Raw genomic sequence first — 1574 nt, 5'->3', positions numbered from 1 at the left:
TGTAAAAAGTATAGTGATTGGAAAAACACGATGCAACACTTTTTTTCACTCATTTACGTTAACTTTTGTAAATAGGATCTAAAAATGATCTAAGTTGCAATTGGTTATCTATTGTTTTAATTAAATATATTATAATTACAAATCTTTAGGATTAGAGCGATTGATCCTTGAAAATTTTATTTTAGGGCTTTGGATTAGAAATTTAGTGATTTTGATATTTTAATAATTTTTAAGTGAAATTTAGAACCTCAAAAACCTCGCTCCTCAACTTTTTTTGTGATAAAAAACCGCAAAAATAAACCCGCCTAGGCGGGTAATTGAAGCGTCGCTAAGCCGCAAAATCGCTTTTTTTATGGCTAAACGACGTTGACTCGATGAGTCAGCTTACTTTTAATCACCTAATACTATTTTTTATCACCCCCACCCCCGCCCTAAGGATTAAGGACGAAGAAATAAAAACTAAGGATGGGAGCATAGTCCGTAGATGTCGAGGTAGGTGTACCCCCAATCCACGTCACCGTAGTCTGTGTCCACGATAAACTGGGTGCCATCAGACGGGTCTCTAGTCCAGTAAAAATTGTGGTTGAAGCCAACGCCTGAATAATCATTCATACGACCCCACTCCGTGAAAAGCCCAGCATCTATATGACGCATGTAATGATTATTAGAAGAAGAAGGAGTGGCGCCGACTGAACCACTACAGTTATAATTGTAGCCTGACGGACAAGATGCATTGGTTAAATCCTTTACGCTAGGAAGGCGATAACCAAGACTATTACACCAAGATAATGTATTAGAATAACCGTAAGAGTTAGTACCACGGTGGACGAACCATTGCTTCAAAGTAAAACCATATTTAACAACAGGAGTACCATTATTATCACGACCGACCAACTCGAAGGTCTGAGGCAAAGATGGAGTAGAAATACGACCAGGATTGTCTGAACTATGCTGGGATTCGGTAGCGTAAGGACCAGTTAAAGTAACACGAACGCTTGTAGCAGTAGGATTAGACATTGTAACTGTAATGCCTCCTTGATATACCGGAGACCAAGACAATGGCTGACTAACACCTCTAATATCTAAGTCAAAGTACAATCCATTAGCACCAGTTGTAGGAAAGTTTCTACCGTAAGATGATGGACCAGTTGACTGAGGGATAAAACCATTAGCAGGGTCCCACATCGAAGCTGGGCCTTGGAAATCCAAACCCAAATCATTCTCATCAGGCTTACCATACAATAAGTTAGGCCGAGCAAAACAAACCACAGGCCCAGCCTTAGGATTGACGTAATAAGTCTCACTACTTTCACGGAAAGTACTACGATTAGGAATACCGTAACGAGTAGATAATGTACCGTCAGTACTGGATAACATAACACGATAAGGTGCGTTACAAATTGTTGGAACGTTACTACGTGATATAGACTGATTGTTTTTATCGACGATAGATAAACTTAAAGAACCAGTAGCAGTAACGTCAGCATCACCATCATCATCACCCCAATAATTATTAGGAGGACCGATAAGAGAACTCAAAGCGACTGAATTAGTATTAGTAGGAACGAACATAC

Annotated in this window: 1 pseudogene; it reads right to left on the bottom strand. The window is 39.5% G+C overall.

Going from position 1 to position 1574, the window contains the following annotated elements:
- Positions 1-459: 459 nt before the first annotated feature.
- A pseudogene (locus tag J3U27_RS11535) lies at positions 460-1574 on the bottom strand (hypothetical protein); the annotation flags it as partial.

It is taken from the genome of Gilliamella sp. B2911 (assembly GCF_026536965.1).
Lineage (GTDB): Bacteria > Pseudomonadota > Gammaproteobacteria > Enterobacterales > Orbaceae > Gilliamella > Gilliamella apicola_E.
This window is presented reverse-complemented; position numbering and strand designations above follow the sequence as displayed.